Origin of the sequence: Magnetospirillum sp. WYHS-4 (assembly GCA_039908345.1) — a bacterium.
Classification (GTDB): Bacteria; Pseudomonadota; Alphaproteobacteria; order Rhodospirillales; family GLO-3; genus JAMOBD01.
Genome location: JAMOBD010000088.1, coordinates 1 through 9,187, shown reverse-complemented (window position 1 = coordinate 9,187; position 9,187 = coordinate 1). Strand labels below are relative to the sequence as shown.

The window sequence follows — 9,187 nt, the reverse complement described above, 5'->3', positions numbered from 1 at the left end:
CGCCGGCCCAGCCTGGACGATGTCGCCCGCCTGCGCGGGGCGGCGGACGCGGCGGCGCTCCGGCTGCGCTACCACGACGATGCCTTGCACCGCCGCCTGAAGCCCCAAGGCCAGGAGGCCGCGGAAGCCTTCGAGCGTGCCGAGCAAGCACGGGTCGAGGCCCTAGGGGCGCGGCGCTTCGCCGGAGTCGGCGGCAACATTCGGGCCCGTGTCGAGGAACGCTGCCATATCAAGGGCTTTGCCGAGGTGGACAGGCGCCAGGACGGTCATCTGGGCGAAGTATTGGCCCTGCTGGTGCATGAACAGGTGGCCGGTCTCGCTCCGCCGCCCGAGGCGGCGCGGTTGCTGGATGCGTGGCGGCCCTGGCTGCGCGAGAAGGGGGGCGGGCGGCTGGAGGCCCTGGCCCGCCAGGGCGCCGACCAGGAATCCTTCGCGCGCGGCCTGAAGGACCTGTTGACCGCCCTGGATCTGGCCGAAGTCCAGGCGCCGGGCGAGAGCGAGCCGGCACCGGCCCAGGGCGCCGAAGGTCCCGAAGGTGGCGAGGAGGACGACGGCATGGAGCCGATGGGCTCCTCCGACAAGTCCGAGATGGAAATGCCCGATGCCGGCGGGGAAGGGGACCTGGAAGCCGATGCTGCCGATGCCTCTGCCGGCGACCACGACATGCAGGCGCCAGGCACTGGAGACGAAAATCCGGCTGGCCCCAGTCCGCGCCGCAACGACCTGCCCGATGGTGGGCTTCCCATCGGCTCGACTTACCGGCCTTATACCACCGAGTTCGACGAGGTGGTCGATGCGGCGATGCTCTGCGACCCGGAAGAACTAATCCGGCTGCGCGCCCAACTCGACCGCCAACTCGCCAACCTGCAGAGCGTGGTCGCCAAGTTGGCCAATAGGCTGCAGCGCCGCCTGCTGGCCAAGCAGAGCCGGTCCTGGGATTTCGACCTGGAGGATGGCTTGCTCGATTCCGGCCGCCTCGCCCGGGTGGTCGCCAATCCGACGCATGCCTTGTCCTTCAAGATGGAACGGGACACCGATTTCCGCGACACCGTGGTGGCGCTATTGATCGACAATTCGGGCTCCATGCGCGGCCGGCCGATCACCGTGGCGGCCATGTGCGCCGATATCCTGGCCCGTACCCTGGAGCGCTGCGGAGTCAAGGTGGAGATCCTGGGATTCACCACCCGTGCCTGGAAGGGCGGGCGCGCCCGGGAAAAATGGGTGGAGGAGGGCAAGGCCAAGAACCCGGGACGGCTCAACGACTTGCGCCATATCGTTTACAAGGCGGCCGACCAGCCTTGGCGGCGGGCGCGGCGCGGACTGGGCTTGATGCTGCGGGAAGGCATCCTCAAGGAGAATATCGACGGCGAGGCCCTGCTTTGGGCCCATGCGCGCCTCGTGCGGCGGCCGGAACAGCGGCGCATCCTGATGGTGATCTCGGACGGTGCGCCGGTGGATGACGCGACGCTGTCGGCCAATCCCGGCAACTACCTGGAACGCCATCTGCGCGAGGTGATTCGCGAAATCGAGACCCGCTCGCCTGTGGAACTGAGCGCCATCGGCATCGGCCACGATGTGACCCGCTACTACCGGCGCGCCGTGACCATCTCGAACGCGGAAGAACTGGGCGGCACGGTGATGGCCCAGCTTACCGCCCTGTTCGACGAGGATTCCCGCCGGCCGACGGAAAGGCCCGCCCGATTCGGAGCTACTCCTCGTAGCGCCATTTGATGGAGCATCCCATGCTGGCTATCTGCGCGGCCGGTCCGCGGCCGGTGCGGATGACTTCCAGCATGCCCTCGTAAAGTTCCCGTCGGGCATCGGGCGGGGCGGCTTCCTTGCGCGAGGCGTCCAGGCGGCCCCGGTACTGCAACTCAAGACTTCCGTTGAAGCCGAAGAAATCGGGCGTGCAGACCGCGCCGTAGGCCTTGGCGATCTCCTGGGTTTCGTCGATCACGTAGGGGAAGGTGAACCCGTTGGCCGCCGCGAACGCCTTCATGTTGTCGAATGAATCCTCGGGGTATTTGGCGGCATCGTTGGACATTATGGCGATGGCTCCCATGCCTTCCGCCTGCAAGGCCTTCACGTCGCGCACCAGGCGGTCGACGATGGCCTTCACGTAGGGGCAATGATTGCAGATGAACATCACCAGAAGACCTTTGGGGCCCTTGGCTTCATCCAAGGACCAAGTCCGGCCGTCGATACCCCTGAGGGTAAAGTCTATGGCCTTCCAGCCGAAATCGCAGACCGGCGTTTGCAGCGAAACCATGGTAGTCTCCCTGATTCTTGCTTGTCGCGACCAAGGTTAGGCGGAGACGCCAAGCTCATCAAGAACGATGACAGATTTCCAAACAGGCACTAACATCCGAGGCAACAGGGACAAACCGGCGGGGACGTCATGGCGGCAGGGGGCGAAGCCAACGACCAGTTGAAGCGTCGCGTCAACATGCGGGTTCTTGTCGCGGTGGTCCTGCTGGCGGTGGCGGCCATCGGGTCGGTGTTTGGCGCCTTCCGCTTCACCGAGGCGGAAAAGGCCCGCGATCTGCGGACCTGGCAGGCGCGTCTGGGAGTCGTCGCCGACAGCCGCGTCGCCGCGATCAATGAGTGGGTCGAGCAGAACTTCGCCACCCTACGCGAACTGGCAGAAAACGCCTCCCTGCAACTCTATATGACGGAACTTGCGCAGGCCCAGGGCCAGCGCGACAAGATGGCCGACGAGGCCGCCCAGGCCGGCTACCTCCGCAACCTTCTGGTCGCCACCGCCGAACGGACCGGATTCAAGGCGCCGCAAGGGGCCGGCGAAGTGTCCGCCAACGTGGAGAAAGTGGGGGTCGCCGGTATCGGCCTGGTGGATGCGAGCGGACGCCCTTTGGTCAGCAGTCCCGGCATGCCGCCGGTCAACGAGCGCATCCGCGCCGCCCTCGACAATGCCCTGAAGGGGGAGCCGGCTGTGGTCGACCTCCATATGGGGGCGGGGAATCTGCCGACGCTGGGCTTCGCCCTGCCGGTCTACGCCATCCAGGACGAGGGCACCAAAGCCATCGGGGCGGTGCTCGGCATCCGCGTCGCCGACAAGCGCTTCTACCAGCGCCTGCAGCAGCCGGGTGACACCGAGGCTTCGGCGGAGACCTACTTGGTCCGGCGCGCCGAGGCGGTGGTAGAATATCTCTCGCCCTTGGCTGACGGCACGGCACCGCTGCAGCGGACCCTGGCCTTCGACACTCCGGATCTGGATGCTTCCTTCGCCATCGACAAGCCGGGTGGCTTCGGCCTCAAGCGCGACCATGCGGGCACCGAAGTGTTGGTGGCCTCGCGCAAGCTTGGGGCGGTGCCCTGGGTGCTGGTGCGCACCGTGTCACGCGCAGAAGCCCTGTCGGCCACCGAGACCCGCCTGCATACGTTATTGACCGTATTCCTGCTGATTACCGGCGGCGTTCTGGTGACTTTGGTGGCGGTATGGCGGCATGGCAGCTCGCTGCGTGCCGCCAAGGCCGCCGAACAATACCGCCAAGCCGCCGAACGCTTCGAGGGACTGATTCAGTTCATGCGCACGGTGGTCGACCGCCAGCCGACCGAGATCATGAACATCAATCCCGAAGGCCTGATTACCTTCGCCAACCGGCCTTTTGCCGCAAGGTGGGGCATTCCCATACAGGACATCAAGCGCAAGCCGCTGGTCTCGGTGATCGGCCCGGCGCTTGCCAAGCAGTTCTTCGAAATCAACAAGCGGGTCATCGAGACCGGAAAGTCCGAAGGCCAAGTCCATCACTTTGAAGATGGGGACGAGGGACCCCGCACCATGGTTTCGGAGACCATCCAGGTGCCCCCCGACGCCACCCATCCGGCGGCGGCGCTGACCGTCTTTACCGACATCACCGAGATCAGCCGCGAGCGGGAGCGCAACGAGCGGGTCATGCGCCAGTTGACCGACACTCTGGTGAGCGTGGTCGACCGCCGCGATCCCTATTCCGCCAATCATTCGGCCCGAGTGGCCGAGGTTGCGCATGCCATCGCTTTGGAAATGGGGGCAGGGGAGGGAGTGGGCCGCGTCGTCGAAACCGCCGGCAGCTTGATGAACCTGGGCAAGATATTCATTCCCGCCGGGGTGCTCACCAAGTCCAGCGACCTGACTGCCGAGGAACGCCAGATGGTCATGGGCAGCTATCTGGTCAGTGCCGAACTACTCCAGCATGTGGAATTCGACGGTCCGGTGGTCGAGACCATCGCCCTGATGGGCGAGATGTGGGATGGCGGCGGCCCTTATGGCATGTCGGGCCAACAGATCCTGGTGACAGCGCGGATTCTGGCGGTGGCCAATGCCTTCGTCGGCATGATCAGCCCGCGCGCGTACCGCGAGGCCATGACCTTCGACAAGGTCTCCAACATCCTGTTGCAGCAATGCGGCACGCGCTTCGACCGTAAGCCGGTCTCGGCCTTGATCCATTTCCTGGAAAACCGGGGTGGCAGCGAGAAATGGGCCCATTTCCGCGAGCCCCCGAAGGTGGCCGAGGAAGAACTGGTTTTGGAGCCCGCCATGGCCGCCTCCGAACCGGGTTTAGTCGCTTCCACGCCTATTCCCGAGCCGGAACCCGAACCCGAACCCGAACCCGAGCCGGAACCCGAGCCGGAACCCGAGCCGGAACCCGAGCGCACGGCTCCGCCGTCGGCGCTACGCCAAGTTTCCGCCGGCACGCCGGCACCGGCGGTTACGGTGCGACTGGCGCCGCGTGTCGCCGCGCGTCCCGTCGCACCGACCACGAAGTTGGAGGCCGAGCCGGAGGCTGCGGTCACCCATGAGGACCTGCCGGCACCGGGAACCTGACGGGTAGTGCTGCTGCATTTTCGGCACGTGCGGTCTTGTCAACGGCATCTTAATGCGGTAATCATAATAATGATTATCATTATCGCAACGATGAGAGCCCCCTTCCTATGCATGGCACGTTCAACCAACTTCCTGTCAATGCCGACGAGCAATCCCACCACACGCACCACAAGGCGAAGCCCAAACCGATCCTCCGGAAGGGTCGGGAAGCCTCGAAGTTCGGGATGGCGGCGTCTCTAACCGCTCTCGTGCTGACCGGATTCCGTATCGTGCGCCCAATGGCTCCGCTCCATCCCATTGCAGCAGTTGCATTCTTGCTATTTGCTGCATGGCACCTCTACGAGAACGAAAAGCCATTCAACAATAAGGCGCGATCAAATCACAAACATAAATAATATATAGAACGATATCAATTTTATCAAACGCAGTATTATGACATATCATCAAATGTCCATAACATTATTAATGCAATTCGATAACATGTACTAATTAATACATTGAACAGCCTCCCAGTCATCCGCATTGTTCTAGCGGTGATATTTGATGATGCCAGGCGCCGGTGGTGCTGCGAATCTCCTTCCCATCGCTCGCCGATTCCCGGCATGATGGGGGGAGAGGAAGATCGGAACGCGCCATGGGCACCGCGGAAGCCAAATTCAAGGTCGGGCAGGTTGTCCACCACCGGCTATTCGATTACCGGGGCGTGGTGATCGACGTGGACCCGTTTTTTCGCGGGCCGGACGAGCCCTACAAGCCCGAGTCTGCCGGCCGGCCGGTCAAGGACCGCCCCTGGTACCACGTTCTGGTCGACGGAGCCGAACATCGGACCTACGTGGCGGAAAGCAATCTGGAACCCGACGCCCTCGGAGGGCCGATCGACCATCCGGCGGTACGCCTGCATTTTCGGAGCCTGCAGGGCAGCGACTACGAGCCCCTGCGCAAGATGCATTGACTCCCATGCTTCTGGTCCGTGTCAGGGGATAAAGGACGAAGGGGGCTGCATCGATCTCCGGCGGGCACCTTGGCGGCGAGCCAGAGGACCCCACTACCAGTACTTCTCCCGGTGCAGGCTGTCGGGGCCATAGCCGCGGGTGGCCAAGCGTGGTTCGGCTTCCTCGATCATGGCGGGGTTGCCGCAAAGGAAGACGTGGGTGCACGCGGGGACGAGTGGGAAGCCACAGGCTTCTTCCAGGGCCGGATCGTCCAGCCAACGAGGCAGGCGGCCGGCGCGCCCGTTCCATGCAGGATCGTCGGCCGGGCGCGACACCACCGGTAGGTAGGCGAAGCGCGGGCAGGCACGTCGCAGGTCTTCCAGTTCGCCCCGGTAGCCGAGGTCCCAGGAATAGCGGGCCCCGTGCAGCACCGCGACCCGTCGTTCGGAGGCTACCAGCACCCGGGTGCGCAGCATGCTCATGTAGGGCGCCAGACCGGTGCCGGTGGCGACCATCAGTACATGGCGGTCGGACGGCACCTCCTGGAGGGTGAACAGTCCCTTGGCGCGGGGGCCAAGGAACAGGCGGTCGCCTTCCTTGAGGGCGAACAGCCGGGGAGTCAATTCTCCGCTGGGTACCAGGGAGACGTAGAACTCCAGAGATTCGCGCTCCAGGCTGCCCGAGGAGATGGAATAGGCCCGCTTGACCAGGCGGTCGGCAGCGCCGAGCGGCGGGTCGTCACCCTCGCCCCCGGCCGGAAGGCGGGGGGCGTTCCGCCGCAGGCCCAGTACCGTGTACTGGCCGGCGGCGAATTCGAAGACCGGACCGTCGGGCTTGACACGCAGGATGGCCAAGCGCGGCGTGATGTCGATGCGACGGAGCAAGGTGGCGTTGTAGTCTTCGAACATGGCGGGATGATAGCCGACGGCGGGGGCGGCACAGAAGCGTCTTGACGGGCGGCGGGGAAAGGGGTTGAGTCCGGCGCCTGACAACCAGAGGTCCTGCATGGATTTCCGCCCCGTCGTGCTGGTCAACGGCCTGTTGCTGGTCGTCCTGGCCGTCGCCATGGCAATCCCGGCCGCCGTGGACCTGGCGTCGGCCAATCCCGATTGGATCGTCTTCGTCATGTCGGGGGCTGTGACGCTGTTCGTCGGTGTCGCCATGGCGCTGACCAGCTATTCCCGCGACTTCCGCTTCACCGTCCGCCAGGGCTTCGTCATCACCACCAGCGCCTGGGTGGTGAACGCCTCCTTCGCCGCGCTGCCCTTCATGTTTTCCGAACTGAGGATGACTTTCACCGATGGCTTTTTCGAGGCCATGTCGGGACTGACCACCACGGGGGCCACCGTCATCACCGGCCTGGACAAGCTGCCGCCGGGTATTCTCTTGTGGCGCGGCCTGCTGCAATGGATCGGCGGCATCGGCATCATCGTCATGGCCATCGCCATCCTGCCCATCCTCAGGGTCGGCGGCATGCAGCTCTTCCGCATGGAATCCTCGGACCGCTCCGAAAAGGCCTTTCCCCGCGCTGCCCAGGTGGCGAGCGCCATCGGCACCATCTACCTGGGTATGACGGTGTTCCTCATCCTGGCCTTCTGGGGGGCGGGAATGAGGCCCTTCGAGGCGGTGGTCCATGCCATGACGACCATTTCCACCGGAGGCTTTTCGACATCGGACAGTTCCATCGGCGTGTTCGACAGCCCCTGGATCGATGGAGTGGTGATGCTCGGCATGCTGTCCGGAAGTCTGCCTTTCATCCTGTTCCTCAAGACCCTGCGAGGGGACCGCAAGGCCCTGGTGCGGGACAGCCAAGTCCGCGCCTACCTGGGGCTGGTGGTCTTGGCCGTGACGGCGGTGACCGGGTGGCTGTGGCTGCATGGCGGCATGGAACTGCTCCAGGCGGTCCGCTTCGCGTCCTTCAACGTGGTGTCGGTGGTCTCGGGAACCGGGTATGCCACCACCGACTTCGGCCTGTGGGGCAGCTTCGCGACCGCCGTCCTGTTCTTCCTGATGTTCGCCGGCGGCTGTACCGGGTCGGCCTCGGGCGGCATCAAGATGTATCGCTTGCTTATCCTTTACGCGGCCGCCCGGACCCAGATCCACTACCTGTTCCAGCCGCACGGGGTCTTCATTCCCTATTTCAACCGCCGTCCGGTGCCCGACGAGGTCATCACCTCGGTACTGGCCTTCTTCTACATCTACATGCTGGTCTTCGCCCTCTTGACCGTGGCCTGCACGGCGGCCGGTCTGGACGTCATCACGGCTCTGTCCGGAGTGGCCACCGCCATGGGCAACGTGGGGCCCGGATTCGGCACCGTCATCGGACCGGCCGGGACCTTCCAGCCCTTGCCCGATGCGGCCAAGTGGCTGCTGGCGTTGGGCATGTTCCTGGGCCGTCTGGAGCTGTTCACGATTATCGTCCTGTTCAGCCGCGCCTTCTGGCGGGCGTGATGGTGGCGAAGAGATTCTAGCCTGGGGCCGCCGCAGACAGTATTCTGCTCCCAAGGCCGACCGGCTGGGGGCACGTCGGGGATGGGAGAACGGGATGCTCAAAAACCTCAAGATTTCGACGAAGGTGTTCGCCGGGTTCGGAACGATCCTGGCCTTGTTGGCCGTACTGTCCTTGGTGGGGGGCGTGAGCCTCGGCTCGGCCGGCGGCTATTTCACCGAATACCGGGAAGCGGCGCGCCAGCGTAACGCGCTCAACCGGGTCAATATCGCGCTCCAGCGGGTGAGGGTGAACGTCCGCAACTTCATCATCGCCCCCAAGGACCAGGTGGCCAGGCAAACCATCGACCGGCTCGGGCAACTCGATCGGGAGACCGGCGAGGCGCTCAAGGTTATGGCCTCGCGGCCGGATTTGGTTTCCCAAGTGCGGATCGTCGACGCCAAAGGCAAGGAACTGTCCACCCTGTTCTCCGATGTGGTCAAACGCCAGGCGGATGCCGACAAGGCCGTGAAGGACGTCATCGACGTCGCCGGATTCCAGGCGGATCATGAACTGACCGGCCTTATCAAGACCGGCCAACGCGAGAACCTGATCGACGAAATGTATTACGGCGGCATGGCGCTGCGGCACTTACTGCTTGCCCGTCTGGAGGCACGGACTTTCCTGGCGCGCGGCGACGAGGAGTCCTTCGGCCAGGCGAAGAAGAACTTGGCGGAACTGGATGGGTTCCTGCAGAAGCTTGCCAAGGCGATGGAGGACGACCGCCGCAAGGCCAGGGTGGTCAAGATTGCCGAGAGTTCCAAGACTTTCGCCAGGGGACTGGACGATCTTCACACCGCCGTCCAGACCCGGAACGATATCTTCGAGGTCAGGATGACGGCGCTGGGCAACGACATGGTCAAGACCGGCGACGACCTCACCGGCACGCTGCGCGACTTCCAGGACGCCCTGGGGCCGAAGGCGGAATCGGCGATCAATACGGCC

The 9,187-nt window shown here is 64.4% G+C and carries 7 protein-coding genes; 5 read left to right on the top strand and 2 right to left on the bottom strand.

Translation table 11 applies throughout. The annotated features are described in order from the left end of the window. Positions 1-1,731: cobaltochelatase subunit CobT (gene cobT, locus H7841_17050; GenBank protein MEO5338573.1), on the top strand; the 1,731-nt coding region annotated here is incomplete at its 5' end. On the opposite strand, the gene H7841_17045 is transcribed toward cobT, so the two are convergent. Next, complete coding sequence (locus H7841_17045; protein ID MEO5338572.1) at positions 1,709-2,269, bottom strand: thioredoxin family protein; 561 nt, start codon at positions 2,267-2,269, stop codon at positions 1,709-1,711. The two genes, cobT and H7841_17045, sit on opposite strands and share 23 nt — an antisense overlap. A 129-nt stretch (positions 2,270-2,398) precedes the next feature. Here H7841_17045 and H7841_17040 point away from each other — a divergent pair, with 129 nt between their 5' ends. Continuing rightward, positions 2,399-4,822, top strand: a complete 2,424-nt coding sequence (locus H7841_17040) for a hypothetical protein (protein ID MEO5338571.1) — start codon at positions 2,399-2,401, stop codon at positions 4,820-4,822. Between the two features lie 634 nt (positions 4,823-5,456). After that, complete coding sequence (hspQ, locus tag H7841_17035) at positions 5,457-5,774, top strand: heat shock protein HspQ (protein ID MEO5338570.1); 318 nt, start codon at positions 5,457-5,459, stop codon at positions 5,772-5,774. Between the two features lie 93 nt (positions 5,775-5,867). On the opposite strand, the gene H7841_17030 is transcribed toward hspQ, so the two are convergent. Next, positions 5,868-6,761 carry a ferredoxin--NADP reductase gene (locus tag H7841_17030; protein ID MEO5338569.1) on the bottom strand — a complete coding sequence of 298 codons (894 nt, stop codon included), beginning with the start codon at positions 6,759-6,761 and terminating at the stop codon, positions 5,868-5,870. Between H7841_17030 and H7841_17025 the strand changes: the two genes are divergently transcribed. Together H7841_17025 and H7841_17020 are read left to right on the top strand one after the other, a co-directional pair. After that, on the top strand, positions 6,760-8,205 hold the full coding sequence (locus H7841_17025) for a TrkH family potassium uptake protein (GenBank protein MEO5338568.1): 1,446 nt from the start codon (positions 6,760-6,762) through the stop codon (positions 8,203-8,205). The genes H7841_17030 and H7841_17025 overlap by 2 nt on opposite strands. A gap of 94 nt (positions 8,206-8,299) precedes the next feature. Then, positions 8,300-9,187 (top strand): Tar ligand binding domain-containing protein (locus tag H7841_17020; protein ID MEO5338567.1); only part of this gene is annotated, 888 nt, incomplete at its 3' end.